The following is a 24,183-nucleotide window of genomic DNA, read 5'->3' as shown; positions in this document are numbered from 1 at the left end:
TTTGCAACCGGGAATCCAGGAGAGTTCATGTACTACCCCTTCGTTCGTAAAGCCCTTTTCCAGCTCGATCCAGAGCGCGCTCATGAATTAACGTTCCAGCAATTACGCCGTATTACCGGCACACCTTTCGAAGCCCTTGTACGTCAGCGTGTACCGGAGAAGCCGGTCAAATGCATGGGTCTGACCTTTAAGAACCCGTTGGGGTTAGCGGCCGGGCTGGATAAAAATGGTGAGTGCATTGATGCGCTGGGCGCGATGGGGTTTGGCGCCATCGAAATCGGTACCGTGACGCCACGCCCGCAGCCGGGTAATGACAAGCCGAGGATCTTCCGTCTGGTGGACGCCGAAGGGCTGATCAACCGTATGGGCTTTAATAATCTTGGCGTGGATAACCTGGTTGAGAACGTAAAGAAATCACACTTCGACGGTGTGTTGGGCATTAATATTGGTAAGAATAAAGACACGCCAGTCGAGCAGGGTAAAGATGACTATCTGATTTGTATGGAAAAAATCTATGCCTACGCCGGTTATATCGCCATTAATATTTCTTCGCCAAATACGCCCGGTTTGCGCACGCTACAATATGGCGAAGCGCTGGACGATCTGCTTACCGCAATTAAGAATAAGCAAAACGATCTGCAAAATGTGCATCATAAATATGTTCCGGTAGCCGTAAAGATCGCACCAGATCTTTCTGAAGAAGAATTGATCCAAGTGGCCGATAGTTTAGTTCGCCACAATATTGATGGTGTTATTGCCACTAATACTACGCTTGAAAGATCGCTGGTACAGGGAATGAAACATTGTGACGAAACGGGTGGGTTAAGTGGTCGTCCGTTGCAATTAAAAAGCACGGAAATTATTCGGCGGTTGTCGCAAGAATTAAACGGACGCTTGCCGATTATTGGCGTAGGTGGCATCGACTCGGTGATAGCGGCTCGCGAGAAAATCGCCGCCGGTGCGTCACTGGTGCAAATTTATTCGGGCTTTATTTTTAAAGGTCCACCGCTGATTAAAGAAATCGTTACCCATATCTAATCTTTTATCCCTTCCTGCACAACCAGGGCTTTATTTCCCGTCCTGGTTGTTTTATATTCCACCACTGTTGCTAATTTAAACATTTTAGTCTTTTATTATTTAGGTAATAAACGAGGCGGCAAACAGGATGAAAAAGCGACAGGATGTTTAGGGGAAGGGGAGAGGAAAATGCGAATTAAACCTGACGATAATTGGCGCTGGTATTTTGATGATGAGCATGATCGCATGATGCTCGATTTAGCCAATGGCATGTTATTTCGCTCTCGTTTTGCCCGTAAGATGCTGACGCCAGACGCTTTCTCACCGTCTGGTTTTTGCGTTGATGATGCTGCGCTCTATTTCTCCTTTGATGAAAAATGCCGCGATTTGCCGTTATCCCATGAGCAACGCGCTGAACTGGTGCTTAACGCGCTGGTAGCGATTCGCTTCCTCAAGCCGCAAATGCCGAAAAGCTGGCACTTCATGACGCATGATTCCCTGTGGACGCCTGTTACGGGCGAAGGCGCTTGCGTCTGGCTGAGCGATACGCAGGAGTGTGTGAATCTGCTGGTGGTTGAACCGGGTGACAATGCTGCGCTGTGTCTGCTGGCGCAACCCGGCGTGGTAATTGCCGGGCGCACTATGCAACTGGGCGACGCGATTAAAATTATGAACGATCGCCTCAAACCACAGTTACATACCAACGCAATTCAGTTCGAACAGGCGGTTTAAGCCTCCAGTCGCAGCGATGTTTTCGGCACACAGCTACAGCAGAGAATTGAACCATCCGGCGCAACCGCTGATTTCTTCAGCGCACTGACTTCACCTTCCACTACGCGGATCCGGCAGCAACCGCAAATCCCGGCGCGGCACGAGTAGGGCACGCGAATCCCCTGATGTTCAAGCTGTTCAAGCAACACTTGTTGGTTATTGCCGCGAAATGTTTGACCTTGCCAGTTGATTTCTACCGTGCCTGCGGGTTGTGCATCCTGTTCAACAGCCTCTTCGGCTTCGCCTGCGCTGTATATTTTCGCGGGCGCCGTTGCCAGCACGGCTACTTCATCGCCAACGCGGATCACACCGCTATTACGGGCAATCAGGTTTTGGCCGAAATCGACGGTACCGTTGTCCTGCGCGGTGCGAAAACGCTGTAAGGTCGCGAGAGGCTCACCGGAGGGGTGTTTTTGCCCGCGCTCCGGGCTGACGGTGGTGAACACACACCGGCTGCACGGTTTCACGACATCGAAAACCACCTCGCCAATACGCACCACTTTCCAGCTGTCCTCTTCCCACGGCTGCGCGCCCGTCACTACCAGGTTGGGGCGAAACTGCTCCATTTTCACGCTGGCCGGGCAACGGTTTTGTACATCACGCAGCGAGGCTTCGTTAGCCAGCAGATAGGGAAAACCATCGGCGAAAGATAACGGTACGTCGTCGTGGTGTTTAACGCGGCGGGTTAATTCAGGTCCAACCCAGCGCAACTGCACCTCGCGCGAAAAAAAGCCGCTCAGCCAGCGATTAATCTCGTCGGGCGCGATTAGGGCAGTAAAGTGGTTTCCCCATACTTCCGTGGGCGCGGCGTCGGGCGCAAAATCGGCAAAGCGAATCACCGCGCTGCTGCCATCCGGTGCGGTCAGGTGCAAACCATCGGTTAACGGTGAGGGCGTAAAGCGCACCATCTGCGGATACTGTCGTGCGGTAATAAAAGTGCCATCGGGTTGCGTGACCATAAAAACACGGTCAAAAGCGAGGCCGCTGATATCGGCAAGTGCATGCGTCAGGCCAATACCACGCATGGATTTTACCGGATGAATAAAAAGACGTGAAAGCGTTGGCACGTCTTCCCCCTGTCTGATGAAAATTAGCCCTCAACTTTATGACATGAACGCCAGATTAGCTATAATGCGCAACAATTTTCGTTGAGTGTAAGTGACATTATGATTTCTCTGTTTGCCAGTACGGCCCGCGGGCTGGAAGAGCTGTTAAAAACTGAACTGGAAAAACTCGGTGCCGTTGAGTGCCGGGTTGTTCAGGGTGGTGTCCATTTTGAAGGGGACACGCGGCTCCTGTACCAGAGCCTGATGTGGAGTCGTCTGGCTTCGCGCATTATGCTGCCGCTCGGGGAGTGCAAGGTTTACAGCGATCTTGATCTCTACCTCGGCGTGCAGGCGATCAACTGGACAGAGATGTTTAATCCGGGCGCAACCTTCGCCGTCCATTTTAGCGGCCTGAATGATGAAATTCGTAACAGCCAGTACGGCGCGCTGAAAGTCAAAGATGCGATCGTCGACAGCTTTACCCGCAAAAACCTGCCGCGTCCGAATGTGGAACGTGAGATGCCGGATCTGCGTATTAACGTCTGGCTGAACCAGGATACGGCAAATATCTCCCTTGATCTGAGCGGTGAAGGTTTGCACCTGCGCGGCTACCGCGATCGCACCGGGATGGCGCCGATCAAAGAAAACCTGGCCGCCGCGATCGTGATGCGTTCTGGCTGGCAGCCAGGCACGCCGCTGCTCGATCCAATGTGCGGCTCCGGGACGCTGCTGATTGAAGCTGCGATGGCGGCGACCGATCGCGCGCCGGGTCTGCACCGCGGCCACTGGGGTTTTGGTGGCTGGGCACAGCACGATGAAGCGCTGTGGCAAGAGGTGAAAGCCGAGGCGCAAACGCGCGCGCGCGCGGGGCTGGCGAATTACGCCTCCCATTTTTATGGGTCAGACAGCGACGCGCGCGTTATCGATATCGCCCGTAAAAACGCCCGACGCGCCGGGATTGGCGAGCTGGTGACTTTTGAGGTCAAAGATGTTGCCGAGCTGAGCAACCCGCTGCCAAAAGGCCCGTACGGTACGGTGATCAGTAACCCGCCGTATGGTGAGCGTCTGGAGAGTGAACCGGCGCTGATCGCGCTGCACAGCCTGTTGGGCCGTCTGCTGAAAGCACAATTTGGCGGCTGGAATCTGTCACTGTTTAGCGCCTCGGTTGATCTGCTGAACTGCCTGCAACTGCGCGCTGAGCGCCAGTTCAAAGCGAAAAACGGCCCGCTGGATTGCGTGCAGAAAAATTACCATCTGGCGGAAAATACCGGCGAAGCGAAAGCGCCGGCAATGGCGGAAGATTACGCGAATCGCCTGCGCAAGAACGTTAAAAAGCTGGAAAAATGGGCGCGTCAGGAAGGTATCGAATGTTATCGCCTGTACGATGCCGATCTGCCGGATTACAACGTCGCGGTCGATCGCTATGCCGATTGGGTGGTGGTGCAGGAGTATGCCGCACCGAAAACGATTGATGCGCAAAAAGCGCGTCAGCGTCTGTTTGATATCATTGCGGCCACCATTCATGTGTTGGGGATTGCGCCAAACAAGCTGGTGTTGAAAACCCGTGAACGGCAGAAGGGCAACAATCAGTATCAGAAAATGAATGAAAAGGGTGATTTCATGGAAGTGAGCGAATATAACGCTCGCCTGTGGGTCAACCTGACCGATTATCTTGATACCGGTTTGTTCCTCGATCACCGTATCGCGCGCCGTATGCTCGGCCAAATGAGTAAAGGCAAAGATTTCCTCAATCTTTTCTCTTATACCGGCAGCGCCAGTGTGCATGCGGGGCTGGGCGGCGCGCGTTCGACGACAACGGTGGATATGTCACGTACCTATCTGGAGTGGGCCGAGCGCAACCTGCGTCTTAATGGCCTGAGCGGTCGTGCGCATCGCCTGATCCAGGCCGACTGCCTTGCGTGGCTGCGCGATACTGATGAGCAGTTCGACCTGATCTTTATCGATCCGCCGACCTTCTCCAACTCCAAACGTATGGAAGAGTCTTTTGATGTACAGCGCGACCATATGGCGCTGATGCAGGATCTCAAACGCCTGTTGCGTAAGGGCGGCACGATCATGTTTTCCAATAACAAACGCGGTTTCCGTATGGATCTCGACGGGCTGGCGAAACTGGGTCTTAAAGCACAAGAAATCACCCAAAAAACGCAGTCGCAGGATTTTGCCCGCAACCGTCAGATCCACAACTGCTGGCTGATTACCGCAGCCTGAAAGGATAAATAAATGTCATTGATCAGTATGCATGGCGCGTGGCTGTCATTCAGCGATGCGCCGCTTCTCGATAATGCTGAGCTGCATATCGAAGAAAACGAACGCGTGTGCCTTGTTGGGCGTAACGGCGCGGGGAAATCAACGCTGATGAAGATCCTCAACCGGGAAGTTAACCTGGATGATGGTCGCATTGTGTATGAGCAAGATTTGGTGGTGGCACGCCTGCAACAGGATCCGCCGCGTAATGTTACCGGCAGCGTCTACGATTTTGTCGCTGAAGGGATTGAAGAGCAGGCCGAGTATCTCAAGCGCTACCATGAGGTTTCCCACCTGGTGATGAGCGATCCGAGCGATAAAAACCTCGCCGAGTTAGCGCGTGTGCAGGAGATGCTGGATCACCACGGTTTGTGGCAACTGGAAAACCGTATCAATGAAGTGCTGGCGCAGCTTGGGCTGACGGCGGATATGTCGCTCTCCGCCCTTTCCGGCGGCTGGTTGCGTAAGGCAGCGCTGGGGCGCGCGCTGGTGAGCGGTCCGCGTGTGCTGCTGCTCGACGAACCAACCAACCACCTGGACATTGAAACTATCGACTGGCTGGAAGGGTTCCTGAAATCTTTCGGCGGCACCATCATCTTTATCTCTCATGATCGTTCGTTTATTCGCAATATGGCGACACGTATCGTCGACCTCGATCGCGGCAAGCTGGTTTCCTATCCGGGCAATTACGATCAGTATCTGCTGGAGAAAGAAGAAGCCCTGCGCGTGGAAGAGCTGCAAAATGCGGAATTTGATCGCAAGCTGGCGCAGGAAGAGGTGTGGATCCGCCAGGGCATCAAGGCGCGTCGTACTCGTAACGAAGGCCGCGTCCGCGCGTTAAAAGCCATGCGCCGCGAGCGCAGTGAACGCCGTGAAGTGATGGGCAGCGCGAAGATGCAGGTGGAAGAAGCCTCCCGCTCCGGCAAGATTGTTTTCGAGATGGAAGACGTCAATTACGGCATCGATGGCAAAGTGCTGGTGCGCGATTTCTCCACGCAGGTGCAGCGCGGCGACAAAATCGCGCTGATCGGCCCGAACGGCTGCGGTAAGACTACGCTGCTCAAATTGATGCTGGATCAACTCAAAGCCGATAGCGGGCGTGTCCATGTCGGTACCAAACTGGAAGTGGCCTATTTCGATCAGCACCGCGCCGAACTGGATCCGGATAAAACGGTGATGGACAACCTTGCTGAAGGTAAGCAAGAAGTGCTGGTGAACGGCAAGCCGCGCCACATTCTGGGCTACTTGCAGGACTTTCTGTTCCATCCGAAACGGGCGATGACGCCGGTACGTGCGCTCTCTGGCGGGGAACGTAACCGACTGTTGCTGGCGCGTCTGTTCCTGAAACCCAGCAACCTGTTAATTCTCGATGAACCAACCAACGATCTGGATGTTGAAACGCTGGAACTGCTGGAAGAGCTTATCGATGCCTATCAGGGTACGGTTCTGCTGGTGAGCCACGATCGTCAGTTCGTTGATAATACCGTGACCGAATGCTGGATCTTCGAAGGCGACGGCCAGATTGGTCAGTATGTTGGTGGCTATCACGATGCCCGTGGTCAGCAGGCGGCGTCGCAGATGCAAAAACAGGACGCCGCGAAAAAAAGTATGGAAGCGCCGGTAGCCAAAGCAGAAACTGTCAAACGCAACAGTAACAAACTAAGCTATAACCTGCAGCGTGAACTGGAACAATTACCGCAAAAGCTGGAACAACTGGAAGCACAACTTGGGGATTTGCAAGCGCAGGTCGCCGATGCAAGTTTCTTTAGCCAGCCGCACGACCATACGCAGAAAGTCTTAGCCGATATGGCTTCGGCGGAGCAAGCGCTTGAGGAAGCGTTTGAACGCTGGGAGTATCTGGAGGCTCTGAAAAACGGCGCATAAAGGGAGCCTGTATGTGTGAACACCACCACACCACTCGCCACATTCTCTGTTCGCAATGTGACATGCTGGTGGCGTTACCGCCGCTGCAACATGGACAAAAAGCGGCGTGCCCGCGTTGTGGGACAACGCTTGCGACCGAGTGGGACGCGCCGCGGCAGCGTCCCACTGCTTATGCTATCGTCGCGCTGTTTATGCTATTGCTCTCCAACCTTTTTCCCTTCGTAAACATGAAAGTAGCAGGCGTTGCCAGTGAGGTGACGCTGCTGGAAATTCCTGGCGTGATGTTCTCGGAAGATTACGCCAGCCTCGGCACTTTCTTTCTGTTGTTCGTGCAGTTTGTGCCGGCGTTTTGCCTGGTGACGATCCTGCTGTTGGTTAACCGCGTGCGGATGGATTTTCGCCTGAAAATTGGCCTTGCCCGCGTGTTATTCCAGCTTAAAAGTTGGGGAATGGCGGAAATTTTCCTCGCCGGGGTGTTGGTCAGTTTCGTCAAACTGATGGCTTATGGTGATATTGGCATCGGCAGCAGTTTCATTCCCTGGTGCCTGTTCTGTCTGTTGCAACTGCGGGCGTTTCAGTGCGTAGACCGCCACTGGCTGTGGGACGACATTGCGCCAGCGCCAGCTGTTGCGCAGCCGCTGCATGTCGGTGTACCTGGTATCCGCCAGGGGCTGCGATCCTGCCCATGTTGCACGGCGATAGTGGCGATTGACGAGCCGGTTTGCCCACGTTGCCATACTCATGGCCATGCGCGTCGGCGCAACAGTATTCAGTGGACGCTGGCGCTGCTGATGACCGCCATCATGCTCTATTTACCCGCCAATATTTTGCCCATCATGGTGACCGACCTGTTGGGCGACCGCATGCCGTCGACCATTCTGGCCGGGGTGATTTTGCTGTGGAGCGAGGGTTCGTATCCGGTTGCGTTAGTGATTTTTATCGCCAGCATTATGGTGCCGACGCTGAAAATGATTGGCATCGCCTGGCTGTGTATTGATGCGAAAGGGCACGGAAAGCGCGATTGCGAACGCATGCATTTTATTTATGAAATAGTGGAATTCGTTGGGCGCTGGTCAATGATCGACGTGTTTGTTATTGCCGTACTGTCTGCGCTGGTGCGGATGGGGGGGCTGATGAATATTTATCCTGCGATGGGTGCGCTGATGTTTGCGCTGGTCGTTATTATCACGATGTTTGCGGCAATGACTTTCGACCCGCGTCTGAGCTGGGATCGCGAGCCACAAACGCACCATGAGGAGTCGTTAAAGCATGGAGAATAAGAGTGGGGAAGCCAGGGTGCAAAAGGTGAGAAACTGGTCACCGGTGTGGATTTTCCCGATTGTGACGGCACTGATTGGGGCCTGGATCCTTTTCTATCATTACAGCCATCAAGGCCCGGAAGTCACCCTGATCACCAATAACGCCGAAGGAATTGTCGGCGGTAAAACGACGATCAAAAGCCGCAGCGTGGACGTTGGCGTAGTGGAGAGTACGACGCTGACCGATGATCTTACCCATGTTGAAATCAAAGCGCGGCTCAATTCCGGCATGGAAAAGCTCCTGCATAATGATTCGGTATTCTGGGTGGTGAAACCGCAGGTGGGTCGCGAAGGTATCAGCGGGCTTGGTACGCTGCTTTCTGGTGCCTATATCGAACTTCAGCCCGGTGTAAAAGGCAATGCACCGGAGCGCTACAACTTGCTCGATTCGCCGCCGCTGGCACCGCCGGATGCGAAAGGTATCCGGGTGATCCTTGACAGTAATAAAGCGGGGCAATTAACGGCAGGCGATCCGGTGTTGTTCCGTGGCTATCGCGTGGGTTCAGTGGAAACCAGCACCTTTGATACGCAAAAACGGACCATGAGCTATCAGCTCTTTATTAATGCGCCGAACGATCGGCTGGTGACCAGCAATGTGCGTTTCTGGAAAGACAGCGGGATTGCCGTCGATCTCACCTCCGCCGGGATGCGCGTCGAGATGGGGTCGCTGACGACGCTGTTCGGTGGCGGTGTCAGCTTTGATGTGCCGGAAGGCCTGGATTTGGGGCAGCCGGTGGCGGAAAACAGCGCTTTTAAGTTGTATGACGATCAGCGCAGCATTCAGGATTCGCTATACACCGAACATGTTGATTATCTGATGTTCTTTAAAGATTCGATCCGTGGCTTGCAACCCGGCGCGCCGGTTGAGTTCCGCGGCATCCGCCTTGGTACGGTGAGCAAGGTGCCGTTCTTTACGGAAGGTATGCGCCAGGCGCTGAATGATGATTATCGTATTCCGGTTCTGATCCGTATTGAGCCGGAACGTCTGGCGAACCAACTGGGTGAAGATCCGGATATGAGCGCACATCTGAATGAGCTACTGAAGCGCGGTCTGCGAGGCTCGTTGAAGACCGGTAATATTGTTACCGGCGCGCTGTATGTTGATCTCGATTTTTACAATAATGCCCCGGCGATCAATGGCATGCACGAGTTCGCTGGCTATCCCATCATCCCGACCGTGAGTGGTGGACTGGCGCAGATCCAGCAACGGCTAATGGATACGCTGGATAAAATCAACAACTTACCGTTGAATCCGATGATCCAGCAGGCGACGAGCACGTTATCTGAAAGCCAGCAAACGCTCAAACGTCTGCAAACGACGCTGGATAACCTCAACAAATTGACCGCCAGCCAGTCGATGCAGCAACTGCCTGCAGATATGCAGAGCACACTACGCGAGCTTAACCGCAGTATGCAGGGCTTCCAGCCGGGTTCCGCCGCTTACAATAAAATGGTGGCGGATATGCAGCGCCTCGATCAGGTATTGCGTGAACTGCAACCGGTGCTGAAAACGCTCAACGATAAGAGCAACGCGCTGGTATTTGAAGCGAAAGGGAAACCCGATCCGCAGCCGAAGAGGGCAAAAGAATGAAAAAGAGCGTATTAGCGATACTGGCGCTGTTGCTGACAGCCTGCAGTAGCGGCGGTGATAACAAAAGCTACTATCAGCTGCCTTCGCCGTCGCAAGTAAAGGCGCAGGCGATGGCCGGGCAAAACCAGGGGAATCGTCAGTTATGGGTAGAGCAGGTTTCGGTACCTGATTTTCTCGCGGGGAATGGCGTGGTGTACCAGACCAGCGATGTGCAATACGTCATTGCTACGAACAATTTGTGGGCCAGCCCGCTTGATCAGCAACTGCGTAACACGCTGGTATCCAATCTGAGCAATCAACTGCCTGGCTGGGTGGTCGCATCGCAGCCGTTAGGCAGTGAGCAAGATACGCTAAACGTAACAGTGACCGGTTTTCATGGTCGCTATGATGGGCGAGTGATTGTAAGCGGCGAATGGTTACTTAAACACCAGGGACAACTGATTAAGCGCCCCTTCCATATTGAGCTGAAACAGCAGCAGGATGGCTATGATGAAATGGTGAAAATGCTGGCTCAGGGCTGGCAGCAAGAGGCTGTCAGTATTGCGAATGCGCTAAATCGTCTGCCATAAGTAAATCTAAAGTCTGTAAAAACCGCCATAGATAAAATCTATGGCGGTTTTTTTATGTTTCAGTACAAACCATTAGTTGTGCTGGCTCACATTTTTTGTACAAATGAACTTTTGTGTAGCTCACATTTATGACACTGGCGTGAATTTTGCGCATTGACGACGAAGTCTATTCAAGGTATTTGTGACCTGTGGTTGCGCATTAAGTGACCACTGTTTTCTTTTCCACCAGATCAAATAATGAGGGAAACGAGGCATGAAGAGACAAAAACGCGATCGCCTGGAACGGGCACATCAACGTGGTTATCAGGCTGGTATTACCGGGCGTCCGAAGGAAATGTGTCCCTACCAAACCCTGAATCAAAGGTCCGAGTGGCTGGGAGGCTGGCGGGAGGCCATGGAGGACAGGGCAGTCATTGCCTGATTCTGTCTCTTTAAAAAAGAAACCTCCGCATTGCGGAGGTTTCGCCTTTACCGGGGTAGGTAACCCGGTATCAGAAATTAGACGTATCCTGGAACAGACCTACTTTCAGATCCGCGGCGGTATAGATAACGCGGCCATCAACCAGCACTTCGCCATCTGCCAGACCCATGATCAAACGACGGTTTACAACGCGTTTAAAGTGAATACGGTAAGTCACGGTTTTCGCCGTTGGCAGCACCTGGCCGGTGAATTTCACTTCGCCTACGCCCAGCGCGCGGCCTTTGCCTTCGCCGCCGAGCCAGCCCAGGTAGAAACCAACCAGTTGCCACATTGCATCGAGGCCGAGGCAGCCAGGCATCACCGGATCACCAATGAAATGGCAGCCAAAGAACCACAGATCCGGGTTGATATCCAGCTCAGCTTCAACATAGCCTTTATCGAAGTTACCGCCGGTTTCAGTCATTTTGACCACACGGTCCATCATCAGCATGTTCGGTGCCGGCAATTGCGGGCCTTTTGCGCCAAACAATTCGCCACGACCAGAGGCAAGAAGATCTTCTTTTGTATAGGATTCGCGTTTATCTACCATGTTCTCAGTAAGCCTTATTTGTAGTTTCGGACGCAGGATAGCTAACACGTGTACGCTGAACAAGTCCGATCAGTTTCGGATAAACCAGTTCAACCAGCGAAGCGGCCACGGGAAGCGGTGGCGCGCATCCTGTTGTGTCGCCTGCGCGATACGTTCCTGGATGAGTTGCTTAAGGTTGTTTTGCCCTTCGGCATCCCACGGCAAACCCGTTAATAAGGGTAGCGCATCCATCATGTCATCTACTGCCCAGATGAAAAATTGCTGCGCCTGGATAGCATCCAGAAGTTCCTGCTGCAGGCAGAGATGGCGTACATTTGCCGAGGGAATAATCACCCCTTGCTTGCCAGTGAGCTGGCGCTGCTGACAAATAGTGAAGAAGCCTTCGATTTTTTCATTCAGCCCGCCGACCGGCTGGGAGCGACCAAATTGATCCACCGAGCCTGTGATCGCAATGCTCTGATTAAGCGGAACTTCAGATAGCGCGCTGATTAATGCGCACAGTTCAGCCATTGATGCGCTGTCACCGTCGACTTCGCTGTATGATTGTTCAAAAGTCAGTGAGGCGGAAAAGGGGATCTGTTGTTCCAGTTCCAGTTCCGCCATCAGGAACGCTTGCATGATCATCATGCCTTTGGCGTGGATATTACCGCCCAGCTCAGCTTTGCGTTCAATATCGTTAAACTCGCCATCGCCAACATGCACCACACAACTGATTCGCGAGGGTTCACCAAAGGCACGTGGATGTCCCGGAAACTCGATAACGGACAGTGCATTGATCTGACCTATGCGTTCTCCTTCGGTTTCGATCAGGATTTGCTCAAGCAGGATCTCATCCTGCATGCGCTCCGCCAGGAAGCCTTCACGCCACTCTCGCTGCGCAAGCATTGTCTGGAACTCTTCCCCACTAAAGGTTTCATCAGTGGACATCGCTGCCACTTCTCGCAGTTGCCGAGACAACCACATTGGGCAAAGAGGTAACGTTTCCTGATCGCCGGTGTAGCGGACGGCTTCGCGAATGAGTGTTGTCCATGCATCAGCCGCAGGGGCGGGCAAGTGCGCATCGCGAGCGGTTTGCTCGACCCATTGACGCCATATGGACATGGTTTCGGCATCAGCAATTTGCAGCGTTTCTTCGTATTCGCTGTAAATGGCCTGCGATGCGAGTTCCGGCTCCATTTCCTGGAAATCCGCGAGTGATTCACGTTCACCTACGAGGATGACTTTCAGATCCATTGGCATGGACGGCACAGTGACCGGCAGAGGGCGCGACTCATCAAAGGAAACCCAGTCAAAACGGCGCTGCGTTACCATCGTTTTCAGGCGCATCCATAGCAGTGGCTGTGCAAGCAGCGTACGTAAGGAAATAACCAGCACCCCACCGTTTGCCTGGTGGACGAGGCCGGGTTGCAACGTGATCTCCTGATTAAACTGGCGAAGGCAGCCGAAAAGTTGTTCTGCTTCTACCCAATCGGCGATCGCGGTGGGTTTGTTGCCGATAAAATTTGCCTGTGCATCAGCCGAAGGTTCAAAGCGAATTGCCGAACCATTGACATGATATTGGCCGCCAGAAAATGGGCGGGCTTCAGGGATGAGCATTTCGGTGGCGCTGGCGATAAGCGCAAGATATTCGGCTTCTTCTGGCGCTTTAGCCAGCAAAAAGCGTGACGTCGCCTGCGGATAGAGCAATTGCTCCAGCGCGTACTGTAATCGGGGTTGCGTATCGGCCAGGGAGAAGCCCGTTTCGCGGGCTAATTCGGACGATTCAAACACTTCCTGATAGCTGCTGGTATCAGGAACCAGGTCGTTCCATTCGAGTTTTGTAATGGTCAAAGTCGTTTTTTTAGTCTGATGTCAAAGGCGCGATTATACCGTAAACGCTCCAACAGCACACATTCATTACAAGCTTTCGCGACGCGAACACTATTGGCTTAAACGAGGCCGTGATTTCTTTTCAGCAGAGTTGGAAAAAACTGATATTCTGAACTGAGTTACACGGTCACGTTGAGAGCGCAATGAAATATCAACAACTTGAAAATCTCGAAAGCGGCTGGAAATGGAAGTATCTGGTAAAAAAGCATCGTGAAGGGGAATTAATCACGCGCTACATAGAAGCCAGTGCCGCTAAAGAGGCGGTCGATTTATTGTTGACACTCGAAAATGAACCCGTACAGGTCAACGACTGGATTGTGCAGCATATCAATCCGTCATTGATTAACCGGATGAAGCAAACTATTCGCGCCCGCCGCAAGCGGCATTTTAATGCCGAACATCAGCATACGCGTAAAAAATCGATCGACCTGGAATTTGTAGTCTGGCAGCGTCTGGCTGGGTTAGCGCAGCGCAGGGGGAAAACGCTTTCTGAAACGATTGTGCAGTTGATCGAAGATGCCGAGCACAAGGAAAAGTATGCATCACAGATGTCTACGCTGAAACATGACCTGCAGGCATTACTTGGGAAAGAATAGGTGCGAATTATTCCTGCCTGTTATTTCAGGCAATAAAAAACCCCGCTAATGAGCGGGGTTTTTTTAGACGGGAACTTAAGCCTGCGGCTGAGTTACAACGTCTTTGCTACCTTTAACTTCGATCTCTACGCGACGATCCGGTGCCAGGCAGTCGATCAGCGCTGCACGCGGTTTCACGTTGTCACAGGTGCTGCCGGTAACCGGGTTGGATTTACCCATGCCACGTGCGGAGATTTTGTTAGCCGGGATACCTTTAGAAACCAGGTAATCAACTACGGACTGTGCACGTTTCTCAGACAGGCTCTGGTTGTAAGCGTCAGAACCGATACGGTCAGTGAAGCCCAGAACCACTACGGAACCGTCTTTTGGATCCAGATTGCTCAGCTGACCATACAGCTGATCCAGCGCCTGCTGACCTTCCGGTTTCAGCGTCGCTTTGTTGAAGTTGAACAGAACGTCAGACTTCAGAGTGAAGTGTTTGGTCTGCACTTCCGGAGCCGGAGCCGGAGCCGGAGCAGCTACTACCGGAGCAGCGTCTTCCTGCTGGCCGAAGCGGTAGGAAACACCTACGCTCAGCATACCGTTGTCCGGACGAGCACCAACGGTGTTTGCATCACCGATGTTGTTAACCCACTGGTATTCCAGGCGGGTAGCGATGTCACGAGTAACTGCCCACTCAACACCACCAGCGAAGACCGGGGAAACACCGGTATCGTGATCTTTGAAGCCCTGGTTGTTCTGAGCGTCTGCACGCCAAACCATACCACCCAGACGAGTGTACAGGTCCAGATCGTCAGTTACCGGGTAACCCAGTTTAGCAGTCAGTTGAACGCCCTGAGCTTTGAACGCGCCGTTAACGGTGTCGCCTTTGTACGGCATACGACCCAGCCAGTCATAGCCCAGTTCGAAACCTACGTACGGGTTAACCTGGTAGCCACCGAACGCACCAGCACCCAGTTGGCTTTCGTGGGTCGGGCCATCGTTCTGCCATACCGCACCTTTGTCATGATACTGGGACCAACCCAGTTTACCACCTGTATACCAGGTGTTATCTTTCGGAGCGGCCTGCGCTACGGTAGCGAAACCAGCCAGTGCCACTGCAATCGCGATAGCTGTCTTTTTCATTTTTGCGCCTCGTTATCATCCAAAAATCGCCATGGGAATCTCTTTAGAGAAGCCACGGTTAAATCCTTCACCGGGGGCATTGCTCACTGACAACTCTGCAGACATCTTTACCGATATCTTTGGCTTATGCCGAGCACCCCTGGCGATGTAAAGTCTACAACGTAGTTGGAAACTTACAAGTGTGAACTCCGTCAGGCATATGAAAAAAAAGGCTTTGTATACACAATATTTAACACTTCTGATGAATCTTTCACCACGGCTATTTCCGTACAAAGCGCGCGAGACAGGCTTTCGCGCTGTATTTGGACGATAAATTTGAAGCGCTGCTCTCAGGCAAAAAACATCCTAGGAAAACTCCTAAATTTACTCAATGATACAAATTTGAGTGAATTTTTATCCCGGAAAGCTGTCTCGCAGCCAGAGGATCGTGGCGTACAGGTCGCATAACGAAGCCTATCGCATTGCCTTCTTCTGCCGCCATAGCTAATTGGCGATGTTCCTCTGCAGTCAGCTCTTCAGAATGCCAGCCAATAACGACGCTATAGTTACCTGTGCGCAATGCACGAATCATTGAGTCCAGTGTTACGCTTGGAGAAAGCTGGTTCACCTGCATCACCTTGGTGAGGGGTAACCCAGCGGATTGCACCCACTCACGGCTGAGTTTTTGTTGAGGTGTCAACCACAGCTGCCAACGGGATTGTTGCCCGAGTTGCTGCAGTAAAGGCAGTAAAAGAAGCTGCGTCATCCAGGGCTGGTCCTCACGATAGACCATTTCGCTAATCAGCCCGGTAGTGATGCTGGAAGGCTCAACGTGATTCAATTTGTTGAGTGTTGAAGCGAGTGTTGTCGAACGATTCGCATAGCCTGAAGTGTACATAATCAATCCAGCCCTGTGGGTTACTGTATGTTTATACAGTAACCGTTGCATGCTCAGAGATCAACCTCATTTTCGGAAACTATCTCGCATTTTTGTTTTGTCCCTGCCGCGTAATGAAAAATTTGCTTGCCGTCTTGCTCACAGTTGCCTATGTTCCTGCGTAGTGGTTTCAGTAATTTAAATCTGGCTTTTACTATGTGATTTATAAGGCAAAAATCATGGAAGACCTATCGTATCAACGGATATATCAGTCACGCGAATACCTCATGCCTCTCGGCACAATTTGTCACCGCGCTCATTTTGGTGGTTACAGCTTGTCAGTGGATAAAACTGTTTTCGCGATGGTTGCAGAGGGAGAACTCTACCTTCGCGCTTGCGACGAGAGTGCGCAATATACGGTTACGCAAGATGCCCCTTTACTGGTATTCAACAAACGTGGGCGTCAGGTTTCGTTAAATTACTACTTCGTTAGCGAGAGTGTGTGGCGCGATCGTTCGTTACTTCTGCAACTTTCGGCTCTGTCACTTGATGCTGCGCGGCGTGATAAAGATCGGCGCAGTGCCAGAAAACGATTACGCGATCTGCCTAACCTTACTTTTCAACTTGAAGCTCAACTTCATGAAGCGGGCGTATTGGATGCGCATACACTGCGAATGCTCGGGGCAAAAGTTTGTTGGCTTAGATTGAGAAAATCAAACAAGCATCTGAGCGCGAAAGTGCTTCTTGCACTCGAGGGCGCAATTGTTGGGCTTCACGAAGCGGCGTTACCGGCGCCGCGACGCCGGGAACTGATGGAGTGGTTTAACGGCGTAATCAAGAAAGGAGCGAGTCCTTACTGAGTAATTTGGCTTTTCAGACGGCACACTTCAGGCAATAAAGCGATCAGCAGGCCAATCTGTTGCAGTACCAGTGGCTCTTTGCTATCCGGGCGCGGCTCCAGGTGTTTAATGCGTTGGGATAGATCGGCAAGGGTATCCTGAACACGTTTTTGGTCTGCTGGTAGGTGATGTAGAGCATCGTCAACATAGCAGACTGCATCATCAAGTAAACGTAGGATATCCGGCTGGGTGAGCTGCTCACGATGTGCGCCAAGCGCGGAAATATAACTGGTAAAGGTATGATTTAAACATAACAAACGGAACGCGGCATCGCGAAGTTCAGGTGAGGTTCCGGGTTCGGAAGACATATTTGAAACGACCGATGCCAGTTCCGCGTCACGGTTATAAGCGTTACGTCTGGCGATGCGGTAAGCAAGCCGGTTATCGCGTCCCTGATGGTACTGTTCAAGAATGGCATCAAGGTAGCGGCAGTTAGCATCAAAGGCTTGTTCAGTAACGCGGGGCAGGTGTCGAAAACGCCAGTCCGGCCAGATAAAACTCACTGCCGCCCAGGCGATAGCACAACCTATAAGCGTATCAATAATACGGGGAAGCGCGACTTCAAATCCTTCGCCCAATAAGTTAAAGCACAGTAACACCAGTAAGGTGATGAACATCGTGGCATGCGCGTATTGCACTGTTCGAAATGCGAAAAACAGTACGCCGGTGATGACGATGAGTATCAGTTGCCCTTCGTGTGAGGGAACGAAGTAAAGTACCGGCAATCCGATCGCAACGCCAATCAGCGTTCCGATTACGCGTAGCGTCAGCCTGTGGCGAGTGGCGTTATAGTTCGGCTGGCAGACAAAGAGACTGGTCAGTAAGATCCAATAACCATGCTGTAGCCCCGTTATTTGGATAAACGCATAACCGATACATAACACCACCGACATGCGTACTGCGTGGCGAAAAAGTGCGGATTCTGGCGTCAAATTATTACGTAACCGCTGCCGCATGTCATTGAAACCACTCAGACTATCATCCGAAAGCTGATTTTCAGTGTCATTTGACAATGAAGGCTGTGGTTGACCAGATTCAATAGTTGCTAACTGAGCGTCAATAGCCCTCAGGTTATCGAGCAGAAAACCAAGTGCTTTCATATGCTCCTGAGGCGTGATGCCATTAGCGCGAAGACGATCAAGCGCCGCATCAAGGTGGATAAATGCCCGTTCGAAGCGAGAATCGTGTTGATACGGAGTGCGAAGCAAAATGGCGCGTGATAGCTGAGCGCACGCATGTGACTGCATGGAAAGTAAGCGCTGAAAGCGGAACATCACGTCGCTATAACGAAAGTGTTCGCGCAGTGTTTGATATTGGATATGTGAAGAACTGGCTCGTTCGTGAATATCTTGCGCCGCAAAATAGTAATGTAATGTTTGACGTGTGCCACGTTGCCCACGATCTCCGCGCAAACGCGTGAGCAACGTGGCTTTGGTTTGATTGAGCGTGTTCACTAACTGGCCATTCGCCAGTGCTAAATCATAGAGCGGCGCCTGGCTATCATCTTCAATATCCGGGTCAAAAAGACGTGATTTTAGTTCAAGGTAATGTGCCAGTTGTTCATAGCAACGCGCCAGGTTGTCTTGTAGGGCGCGAATGGGGAAAACCAGATGTCCAACCAGCGTCAGCAAGTTAAACCAGATTGCACCTGCCAACAGCAGCAGTGGTTGCTGATACCATTGTTCGAAAAGGGAAATTCCCAGCATGGTATAGACCGCAATAAGCAGCGCACCAAAAGCAATGGTGGCGTAACGTTGTCCGAGTCCGCCAAGCAGGATGAAACCAATGGTGGATGTCACAAGACCAAGCGCAAACAACCATGGCCACGGGAAGAGTAACTCCACAGATGCAGACGCAATAAAAAAGCACACCAGCGTAATTATCAGGTTTTTCAGCCGTCCCGTCAGGCGGTCATCCAGATCGGCAAGTGCGGCGGCAACGACGCCAAGCGTTAGCGGGATGGTCAGTTTCACCTCGCCGAGTAGCCAGGGCAGTAAAGCAGTCCCGCAAAGCGCAATAAAAATTCTGACGTTATAGAGCCAGGCACTGTTCCATGTATAACGGCGAAGCAGAGGACTTAACATAATGACAAGCGATCCGATTATTGAAAACGACGGTGCGCATTGGCTTCGCGGGCAGCGCGAGCGGTTTCTACAGATACCACACGACGGCCAACTGGCCACAGTGCAATCGCAGCGATTTTAAAGTTCGCGACGCCAACGGGAATGCCGATGATGGTAAGGCACTGAGCGATACCGGCAGTAATATGCATAATGCATAGCCACCAGCCAAACAGAATAAGCCAGATAATATTCAATAATGTTCCACCTGCATTTAACAGGCTGTTTTTGCTCTGCGGTTCGAGTTCATCAATGTGAATGGCTTCATTTCCCCAGGGGATAAATGAGAGCTTTGTGATTTCCCAGCAAGAGCGCGTCAACGGCAGAGTGATAATGAGCAGGGCGCTGATTATTGTTGCGAGTAGCCATCCGAGTGTTGTGGCGAAACCACCAAGCACAAAATTTAGAATATTCAAAACGGTACGCATAAAACCTCAGTACAAACCGGTCGGTAGAGAATGCCGGTAATTGTAACGATTATTTGGGCTGGAGCGCCAATTCTCTGGCAGGTAAACTGGCAATTATTGTCACAAGTTGAGAACGATAAGTCATGGAACTGAAAGCGACCTCACTGGGAAAACGTCTGGCGCAACACCCGTATGATCGCGCAGTCATTCTGAATGCCGGCATTAAAGTGGCAGGTGACAGACACGAATACCTTATCCCTTTCAATCAGTTGTTAGCGATTGAATGCAAGCGAGGGCTGGTGTGGGGAGAGATGGAATTTCAGCTTGCCGGCAACAAAGTAGTTCGTCTTCACGGAACGGAATGGAACGAAACACAGCGTTTTTACCATCTTTTAAATGAGCGCTGGAACCGGTGGAGCGCGGAAATGAGCGAGGTTGCTGCCGGGGTTTTATCGGAGCAACTGGAGCTGATTTCCGGGCGTATTGAGCCAACGAAATGGCTTACCCGTAAGCAGCTTCAGGGGTTACAGCAGCAATTGCAGCAGGCGTTTGCCGCGTTGCCGATTCCGACAAGCCGATTAGCGGAGTTTGATAATTGCCGTGAGCTTTGGCGTCAGTGCCAGTCGTGGCTGACGGACGTTGAGAAGCGCCGGACACAGCACAATCAAACTTATACTGAAACGATGGTTACTCAGTACGCCGCTTTTTTTGAGCACGTTGAAACATCTCCTTTAAACCCGGCGCAGGCGCGGGCCGTGGTCAACGGTGAGCACTCTTTACTTGTGCTTGCTGGCGCGGGGAGTGGAAAAACGTCGGTGCTGGTGGCCCGAGCAGGCTGGTTGCTGGCTCGTGGCGAAGCCTCGGCGGATCAAATCTTGCTGCTTGCGTTTGGTCGCAAAGCCGCTCAGGAGATGGATGAGCGTATCCAGCAAAGGCTACATACCGAGGAGATTACCGCGCGCACTTTTCATGCGCTGGCGTTGTATATCATCTCCCAGGGAAGCAAAAAAGTGCCCGCTTTAAGCGAGCTGGAAAATGACACATCGGCTCGGCTGTCCTTGCTAACGGATACCTGGTGCCAGCAGTGCAGTGAAAAGAAAGCACAGGCGAAAGGGTGGCGTCAGTGGCTGGAAGAAGAGATGGAATGGGACGTCCCTGAAGGCAATTTTTGGGAAGATGCAAAATTGCAGCGCCGCATCGCTCCGCGTCTCGATCGTTGGATCGGACTGATGCGTATGCATGGCGGTGCACAGGCGGAGATGATCGCCGGCGCACCAGATGAAGTTCGTGACCTGTTCAGTAAACGCATTAAATTGATGGCGCCGATTTTAAAAGCGTGGAAAGCAGAGCTAAAGTCTGAAAACGCCGTCGATTTTTCCGGGCTGATTCATCAGGCAATTAATGTGCTTGAAAAAGGGCGTTTTGTTAGCCCATGGAAGCATATTCTGGTCGATGAATTTCAGGATATTTCACCGCAGCGCGCGGCTTTGCTGGCTGCGTTGCGTAAGCAAAACTCACAAACGACGCTATTTGCTGTTGGTGATGATTGGCAGGCAATCTACCGTTTCAGCGGCGCGCAACTTTCTTTAACCACCGCTTTCCATGACTATTTTGGTGAAGGCGATCTCTGCGCATTGGATACGACTTATCGTTTCAATTCACGCATTGGTGAAGTGGCGAATCGTTTTATCCAGCAGAACCCATGGCAGCTTGCAAAACCATTGAATAGCTTGAAAACTGGGGATAAAAACGCAGTGACGCTGATGGCGCAGGATCAGCTGGATGCGCTATTAGATAAACTCAGCGGATATGCAACGCTGGAAGACAGGATCCTGGTACTGGCTCGTTATCACCACGGAAAACCGTCGGTTCTGGATAAAGCAGCCACCCGCTGGCCGAAACTTCAGCTCGATTTTACGACTATCCACGCCAGTAAAGGGCAACAAGCGGACTATGTGATTGTGGTGGGGCTGAAAGAAGGCGCGGATGGTTTTCCTGCTCCGGCGCGGGAATCCATTATGGAGCAAGCCTTGCTGCCACAGGCGGAAGAGTTCCCTGATGCGGAAGAGCGGCGATTGTTGTACGTCGCGTTGACGCGCGCACGCCATCGTGTCTGGCTATTGTTTGATAAAGATGAACCGTCACGCTTTGTCGACACGTTAAAATCGCTGGATGTGCCAGTCGCGCGAAAACCGTGAAACGAAGGCGGCCGCTGCGGCCGCCAGGACTTATTTCAGACGCTCAGCGAGGTAACGTTGGTAGTCCGGAATGAGGATGTCGACGCTGTTATTGAACTGCGGCGATTCGATAATAAAATCAGCGGTAGATAAATTGGTCGCAACCGGAATATTCCACACCGTTGCAAGACGTAAGAGGGCTTTTACGTCAGGATCGTGCGGGACAGCATTAAGCGGGTCCCAGAAGAAAATCAGTACGTCGATTTTGCCTTCTGAAATCAACGCGCCGACTTGCTGGTCGCCGCCCATCGGGCCACTCAGCATGGCGTTGACTTCAAGGCCGGTTGCTCGCTGAATCAAATTCCCGGTTGTACCAGTCGCATATAACTCATGTTTGGCCAGTACAGGCTGGTGGCGTTCTACCCATTTCATTAATGATTGCTTGCAGTGATCGTGTGCGACCAGTGCAATATGTTTGCGCACGGGTAAGGTGCGAGTGGTTGATTCCATAATCCGCTTCCGTCAGTGGTTTTCGCTACAGATTACTGGAAGCGTCTGATGCTGCAAGAGAAGTGAATAAAAAAATCCGAAAATGGTCGGGTGGGTCTGTTTGATTTACACTTTGGTGACATCGCCGGGAGGAAAACATGAAAGAAACCGATATTGCCGATATTTTACAGTCGACCCAAACTATTGCGCTGGTTGGTGCGAGTGATAAACCCGATCGACCAAGTTATCGCGTGATGAAGTATTTGTTGGACCAGGGCTATCATGTGATTCCCGTCTCGCCGAAAGTAGCAGGGACTACCCTTCTTGGGCAGCAGGGCTATGCAACACTTGCTGATGTGCCAGAAAAAATCGACATGGTGGATGTTTTTCGTAATTCGGAAGCGGCGTGGGGGGTTGCACAGGAGGCGATTGCCATCGGAGCGAAAACGCTTTGGATGCAATTAGGGGTGATTAATGAACAAGCGGCCGTGCTGGCGCGTGAGGCGGGGTTAAATGTAGTGATGGATCGCTGCCCGGCGATTGAGATCCCGCGGCTCGGTCTGGCGAAATAAAAAATACCCCGCATCTGGCGGGGTATTTTTAGTTGCGCAGGCGCGGAGCCTGGAGCTGTCGGCGAATGGTGCGCGCCAGTTCATCCATGGATGGCTGCTCCGGATGTTCATCCGTAATTTCGCTTGTCAGCTGTGCTTCTGCCAGGTATGTGTGCACTGGTTGGCCATCATCATCTTCCATTACGACATGATACCAGGGCAGAGCGCGGAGTTCGTCGTTCACCGCCAGCTCATCTGCTGACGGCTCGTCCAGTGAATACTCAGGATCGATATCGACCACTACGCCAAGATACCCCAGCAGTGAGTGGCGAACTTGCTGACCGATACCGAATTTGCTGGCAATCATTGTCACCTCCCGGGAACCTTACATACCCGCAGATATGCGGGCGCAGTTCCAAATTTCAAGTTACATGACGCGGCAGGCAAACCCTTTCAGATACAGCCCTTCCGGGTAGGTAGCGATCACAGGATGATCGGCGGCCTGACGGAACTGTTCTATAAATTGTACATCACGACCAGCATCTATTGCGGCGTCAGCAATAATTTTCTGAAATAAATCTGTGGTCATCAAACCGGAACAGGAGAAAGTGAGCAGTACACCGCCGGGATTCAGGAGCTGGATCGCCAGCATGTTTATGTCTTTATAACCGCGACAGGCGCCCATCAACTGGCTTTTGTTTTCCACGAACTTTGGCGGGTCCATCACGATGACATCGAAAGTTTCGCCCTGATCGCGATATTTGCGCAGCAGTTTGAATACATCGTCGCGAACAAATTCTGCTTTGCTTAAATCCAGCTCGTTCAGCGTAATGTTCTGTTTCGCGACATCCAGCGCTTCCTGAGAGGTATCTACACTGACGACCTGGCGGCATCCGCCCATCAGCGCGGAAACGGCAAAGCCGCCGGTATAGGAGAAGCAGTTTAATACGCGCTTGTCTGCCACGTAGCGACGTGTTGCCAGCCGGCTGTCGCGCTGATCGAGGTAGTAACCGGTTTTATGCCCGCCCTGAATATCAACAAACAGCTTCATGCCGTGCTCTTTAATCGGCAACAACGCGGGCGGCAGTTCGCCCACCACCAGTCCTTGCGCGAGTTCCAGCCCCTCTTTTTTACGGACGGCAACATCGCTGCGATCGTAAATCGCGCATTGTGGATAGAGAGACTGGAGCGCCGAGATAATGGCTGGACGCTGATATTCCGCACCTGCGCTAAGAAGTTGGAGAACAAGAAAATTACCGAAACGATCGATGGTTACGCCGGGTAAGCCGTCTGATTCGCCAGCAATCAGGCGATAGCTGTCGAGACCATCGCGTTGCGCCAGCCAATCTCGCCACTGCTGTGCTTGTTGTAGGCGGCGGGTGAAAAACGCGATATCAATGCTTTCATTTTTATCGAAAGTCCAGACGCGAGCACGAATCTGCGATGCAGGAGATAATGCTCCACGCGCCAGCCACTTACCCTGATGATCGACAATATCAACCGTTTCACCGAGGCTGGCTTTGCCTTCCATTCGCGCGACAGCGCCGGAGAAAATCCAGGGATGACGGCGCAGCAATGATTTCTCGCGCCCTTTGGCTAACACTAAACGTACACTCATATTC

The 24,183-nt window shown here is 52.2% G+C and carries 22 protein-coding genes; 12 read left to right on the top strand and 10 right to left on the bottom strand.

Annotation, left to right across the window (positions count from 1 at the left end; all coding sequences use genetic code 11):
• Nucleotides 1–27 precede the first annotated feature (27 nt).
• The gene (gene pyrD / locus AAIG26_RS12300; protein ID WP_020457260.1) at nucleotides 28–1,038 is read left to right on the top strand and encodes a quinone-dependent dihydroorotate dehydrogenase; all 1,011 of its coding nucleotides are present in this window, start codon (nucleotides 28–30) and stop codon (nucleotides 1,036–1,038) included.
• Between the two features lie 168 nt (nucleotides 1,039–1,206).
• Complete coding sequence (zapC, locus tag AAIG26_RS12295) at nucleotides 1,207–1,749, top strand: cell division protein ZapC (protein ID WP_020457261.1); 543 nt, start codon at nucleotides 1,207–1,209, stop codon at nucleotides 1,747–1,749.
• On the opposite strand, the gene AAIG26_RS12290 is transcribed toward zapC, so the two are convergent.
• The gene (locus tag AAIG26_RS12290; RefSeq protein ID WP_343179936.1) at nucleotides 1,746–2,855 is read right to left on the bottom strand and encodes a YcbX family protein; all 1,110 of its coding nucleotides are present in this window, start codon (nucleotides 2,853–2,855) and stop codon (nucleotides 1,746–1,748) included. The genes zapC and AAIG26_RS12290 overlap by 4 nt on opposite strands.
• A gap of 99 nt (nucleotides 2,856–2,954) precedes the next feature.
• Between AAIG26_RS12290 and rlmKL the strand changes: the two genes are divergently transcribed.
• The 6 genes from rlmKL to rmf all read left to right on the top strand — a co-directional run bounded on the left by rlmKL (nucleotide 2,955) and on the right by rmf (nucleotide 10,883).
• Entirely contained in the window at nucleotides 2,955–5,063 is a 2,109-nt protein-coding gene (gene rlmKL, locus AAIG26_RS12285) for a bifunctional 23S rRNA (guanine(2069)-N(7))-methyltransferase RlmK/23S rRNA (guanine(2445)-N(2))-methyltransferase RlmL (RefSeq protein ID WP_313626589.1), read from the top strand.
• A 12-nt stretch (nucleotides 5,064–5,075) separates the two neighbouring features.
• Nucleotides 5,076–6,983 (top strand): ABC transporter ATP-binding protein, encoded by a 1,908-nt coding sequence (locus AAIG26_RS12280; RefSeq protein ID WP_160270823.1) that lies wholly within the window; start codon nucleotides 5,076–5,078, stop codon nucleotides 6,981–6,983.
• Between the two features lie 11 nt (nucleotides 6,984–6,994).
• Entirely contained in the window at nucleotides 6,995–8,263 is a 1,269-nt protein-coding gene (gene pqiA, locus AAIG26_RS12275) for a membrane integrity-associated transporter subunit PqiA (RefSeq protein ID WP_343179935.1), read from the top strand.
• The gene (pqiB, locus tag AAIG26_RS12270; protein ID WP_343179934.1) at nucleotides 8,253–9,893 is read left to right on the top strand and encodes an intermembrane transport protein PqiB; all 1,641 of its coding nucleotides are present in this window, start codon (nucleotides 8,253–8,255) and stop codon (nucleotides 9,891–9,893) included. The genes pqiA and pqiB overlap by 11 nt, the downstream gene beginning before the upstream one ends.
• Complete coding sequence (pqiC, locus tag AAIG26_RS12265) at nucleotides 9,890–10,462, top strand: membrane integrity-associated transporter subunit PqiC (RefSeq protein WP_343179933.1); 573 nt, start codon at nucleotides 9,890–9,892, stop codon at nucleotides 10,460–10,462. Before pqiB ends, pqiC begins: the two co-directional genes overlap by 4 nt.
• A gap of 253 nt (nucleotides 10,463–10,715) precedes the next feature.
• On the top strand, nucleotides 10,716–10,883 hold the full coding sequence (rmf, locus tag AAIG26_RS12260) for a ribosome modulation factor (protein WP_017456222.1): 168 nt from the start codon (nucleotides 10,716–10,718) through the stop codon (nucleotides 10,881–10,883).
• A gap of 70 nt (nucleotides 10,884–10,953) precedes the next feature.
• Here rmf and fabA read toward each other — a convergent pair whose 3' ends face one another.
• Both fabA and AAIG26_RS12250 read right to left on the bottom strand, forming a co-directional pair.
• Nucleotides 10,954–11,472 carry a bifunctional 3-hydroxydecanoyl-ACP dehydratase/trans-2-decenoyl-ACP isomerase gene (gene fabA, locus AAIG26_RS12255; RefSeq protein ID WP_017456223.1) on the bottom strand — a complete coding sequence of 173 codons (519 nt, stop codon included), beginning with the start codon at nucleotides 11,470–11,472 and terminating at the stop codon, nucleotides 10,954–10,956.
• A gap of 69 nt (nucleotides 11,473–11,541) precedes the next feature.
• A complete protein-coding gene (locus AAIG26_RS12250; protein WP_343179932.1) occupies nucleotides 11,542–13,302 on the bottom strand; it encodes a Lon protease family protein in 1,761 nt (586 codons plus the stop codon).
• A gap of 182 nt (nucleotides 13,303–13,484) precedes the next feature.
• Here AAIG26_RS12250 and matP point away from each other — a divergent pair, with 182 nt between their 5' ends.
• Nucleotides 13,485–13,937: a macrodomain Ter protein MatP gene (matP, locus tag AAIG26_RS12245; RefSeq protein WP_343179930.1), complete on the top strand. Its 453-nt coding sequence runs from the start codon at nucleotides 13,485–13,487 to the stop codon at nucleotides 13,935–13,937.
• Between the two features lie 75 nt (nucleotides 13,938–14,012).
• On the opposite strand, the gene ompA is transcribed toward matP, so the two are convergent.
• Both ompA and sulA read right to left on the bottom strand, forming a co-directional pair.
• Nucleotides 14,013–15,062, bottom strand: coding sequence for a porin OmpA (gene ompA, locus AAIG26_RS12240; RefSeq protein ID WP_045506756.1), 1,050 nt, complete (start codon nucleotides 15,060–15,062; stop codon nucleotides 14,013–14,015).
• A gap of 367 nt (nucleotides 15,063–15,429) precedes the next feature.
• Entirely contained in the window at nucleotides 15,430–15,939 is a 510-nt protein-coding gene (sulA, locus tag AAIG26_RS12235) for an SOS-induced cell division inhibitor SulA (protein ID WP_020457271.1), read from the bottom strand.
• 218 nt (nucleotides 15,940–16,157) lie between these two features.
• Between sulA and AAIG26_RS12230 the strand changes: the two genes are divergently transcribed.
• A complete protein-coding gene (locus tag AAIG26_RS12230; protein WP_020457272.1) occupies nucleotides 16,158–16,778 on the top strand; it encodes a TfoX/Sxy family DNA transformation protein in 621 nt (206 codons plus the stop codon).
• Here AAIG26_RS12230 and yccS read toward each other — a convergent pair.
• Both yccS and AAIG26_RS12220 read right to left on the bottom strand, forming a co-directional pair.
• Nucleotides 16,772–18,901, bottom strand: coding sequence for a YccS family putative transporter (gene yccS / locus AAIG26_RS12225; protein WP_160270822.1), 2,130 nt, complete (start codon nucleotides 18,899–18,901; stop codon nucleotides 16,772–16,774). The two genes, AAIG26_RS12230 and yccS, sit on opposite strands and share 7 nt — an antisense overlap.
• Before the next feature lie 17 nt (nucleotides 18,902–18,918).
• Nucleotides 18,919–19,365, bottom strand: coding sequence for a YccF domain-containing protein (locus AAIG26_RS12220; RefSeq protein WP_020457274.1), 447 nt, complete (start codon nucleotides 19,363–19,365; stop codon nucleotides 18,919–18,921).
• Nucleotides 19,366–19,487: 122 nt separating this feature from the next.
• Between AAIG26_RS12220 and helD the strand changes: the two genes are divergently transcribed.
• A complete protein-coding gene (gene helD / locus AAIG26_RS12215) occupies nucleotides 19,488–21,542 on the top strand; it encodes a DNA helicase IV (protein ID WP_343179928.1) in 2,055 nt (684 codons plus the stop codon).
• 30 nt (nucleotides 21,543–21,572) lie between these two features.
• On the opposite strand, the gene mgsA is transcribed toward helD, so the two are convergent.
• Complete coding sequence (gene mgsA / locus AAIG26_RS12210; RefSeq protein ID WP_097400183.1) at nucleotides 21,573–22,031, bottom strand: methylglyoxal synthase; 459 nt, start codon at nucleotides 22,029–22,031, stop codon at nucleotides 21,573–21,575.
• Nucleotides 22,032–22,168: 137 nt separating this feature from the next.
• On the opposite strand from mgsA, the gene AAIG26_RS12205 reads away from it, so the two are divergent.
• A complete protein-coding gene (locus tag AAIG26_RS12205) occupies nucleotides 22,169–22,582 on the top strand; it encodes a CoA-binding protein (RefSeq protein ID WP_020457277.1) in 414 nt (137 codons plus the stop codon).
• 28 nt (nucleotides 22,583–22,610) lie between these two features.
• Here the strand turns inward: AAIG26_RS12205 and hspQ are convergent, their stop codons facing one another.
• On the bottom strand, nucleotides 22,611–22,928 hold the full coding sequence (gene hspQ, locus AAIG26_RS12200; RefSeq protein ID WP_017456235.1) for a heat shock protein HspQ: 318 nt from the start codon (nucleotides 22,926–22,928) through the stop codon (nucleotides 22,611–22,613).
• 60 nt (nucleotides 22,929–22,988) lie between these two features.
• Entirely contained in the window at nucleotides 22,989–24,179 is a 1,191-nt protein-coding gene (gene rlmI / locus AAIG26_RS12195; RefSeq protein ID WP_249882316.1) for a 23S rRNA (cytosine(1962)-C(5))-methyltransferase RlmI, read from the bottom strand.
• Nucleotides 24,180–24,183 lie beyond the last annotated feature (4 nt).

The organism is Kosakonia sp. PSU_27, from assembly GCF_039409795.1.
Lineage (GTDB): Bacteria > Pseudomonadota > Gammaproteobacteria > Enterobacterales > Enterobacteriaceae > Kosakonia.
Note: the sequence above shows the minus strand (reverse complement) of the source record. Positions and strands in the feature narration are given on the sequence as shown.

Bases quoted from the DNA above. Each gene is read 5' to 3' on its own strand.
- pqiC (WP_343179933.1), top strand. From the start codon at position 9,890: ATGAAAAAGAGCGTATTAGCGATACTGGCGCTGTTGCTGACAGCCTGC.
- sulA (WP_020457271.1), bottom strand. From the start codon at position 15,939: ATGTACACTTCAGGCTATGCGAATCGTTCGACAACACTCGCTTCAACA.
- pyrD (WP_020457260.1), top strand. From the start codon at position 28: ATGTACTACCCCTTCGTTCGTAAAGCCCTTTTCCAGCTCGATCCAGAG.
- rlmKL (WP_313626589.1), top strand. From the start codon at position 2,955: ATGATTTCTCTGTTTGCCAGTACGGCCCGCGGGCTGGAAGAGCTGTTA.
- pqiB (WP_343179934.1), top strand. From the start codon at position 8,253: ATGGAGAATAAGAGTGGGGAAGCCAGGGTGCAAAAGGTGAGAAACTGG.
- mgsA (WP_097400183.1), bottom strand. From the start codon at position 22,031: ATGGAATCAACCACTCGCACCTTACCCGTGCGCAAACATATTGCACTG.
- AAIG26_RS12220 (WP_020457274.1), bottom strand. From the start codon at position 19,365: ATGCGTACCGTTTTGAATATTCTAAATTTTGTGCTTGGTGGTTTCGCC.
- yccS (WP_160270822.1), bottom strand. From the start codon at position 18,901: ATGTTAAGTCCTCTGCTTCGCCGTTATACATGGAACAGTGCCTGGCTC.
- rmf (WP_017456222.1), top strand. From the start codon at position 10,716: ATGAAGAGACAAAAACGCGATCGCCTGGAACGGGCACATCAACGTGGT.
- fabA (WP_017456223.1), bottom strand. From the start codon at position 11,472: ATGGTAGATAAACGCGAATCCTATACAAAAGAAGATCTTCTTGCCTCT.
- AAIG26_RS12230 (WP_020457272.1), top strand. From the start codon at position 16,158: ATGGAAGACCTATCGTATCAACGGATATATCAGTCACGCGAATACCTC.
- AAIG26_RS12205 (WP_020457277.1), top strand. From the start codon at position 22,169: ATGAAAGAAACCGATATTGCCGATATTTTACAGTCGACCCAAACTATT.
- hspQ (WP_017456235.1), bottom strand. From the start codon at position 22,928: ATGATTGCCAGCAAATTCGGTATCGGTCAGCAAGTTCGCCACTCACTG.
- ompA (WP_045506756.1), bottom strand. From the start codon at position 15,062: ATGAAAAAGACAGCTATCGCGATTGCAGTGGCACTGGCTGGTTTCGCT.
- rlmI (WP_249882316.1), bottom strand. From the start codon at position 24,179: ATGAGTGTACGTTTAGTGTTAGCCAAAGGGCGCGAGAAATCATTGCTG.
- zapC (WP_020457261.1), top strand. From the start codon at position 1,207: ATGCGAATTAAACCTGACGATAATTGGCGCTGGTATTTTGATGATGAG.
- AAIG26_RS12280 (WP_160270823.1), top strand. From the start codon at position 5,076: ATGTCATTGATCAGTATGCATGGCGCGTGGCTGTCATTCAGCGATGCG.
- pqiA (WP_343179935.1), top strand. From the start codon at position 6,995: ATGTGTGAACACCACCACACCACTCGCCACATTCTCTGTTCGCAATGT.
- matP (WP_343179930.1), top strand. From the start codon at position 13,485: ATGAAATATCAACAACTTGAAAATCTCGAAAGCGGCTGGAAATGGAAG.
- helD (WP_343179928.1), top strand. From the start codon at position 19,488: ATGGAACTGAAAGCGACCTCACTGGGAAAACGTCTGGCGCAACACCCG.